The organism is Stenotrophomonas sp. 05N423 (genome assembly GCF_056397145.1).
In genome coordinates this window covers 1-421 of the sequence record NZ_JBFTMV010000043.1, presented here as the reverse complement: position 1 = coordinate 421, position 421 = coordinate 1, and the positions used below count along the sequence as shown (strand labels likewise).

Below are 421 nucleotides of genomic sequence, written 5' to 3'. Positions count from 1 at the left end.
AGGCGGCCGGCACGTCCACGCTGCAGGTGACGGTGGACGGCCTGCTGGACAACAGCGCTGATGGCCTGCTCGCCAGCGGCGGCGACCTGAGTCTGGACGTCACCACGCTCGACAACACGGAGGGGCGCATCGAGCACGCCGGCGACGGCATGCTGTCGATCCAGGCCGGCACTCTTAATGGTTATCGCGGCACGATCGCCAGCAATGGCGCATTGGATCTTCGCGGCGAAACGACGGATCTGACCAACGGTACGGCGGTCGCCCAGCGCATCGCCGTCACCACCGGCAACCTGACCACCGCCGGCGGACAGCTGATCGCAGCCGGCACGGATGACCTGCGCGTGCAGGTGCGCAACGCGTTGGACAATGCCGACGGCATCATTGCCACCAACGGCGCGCTGCAGCTGGACGCCGGCACGGT

General features: G+C 67.9%; 1 protein-coding gene. It reads left to right on the top strand.

Going from position 1 to position 421, the window contains the following annotated elements:
* Positions 1–421 (top strand): hypothetical protein (locus tag AC1DGW_RS16890; protein ID WP_478025209.1); only part of this gene is annotated, 421 nt, incomplete at both ends.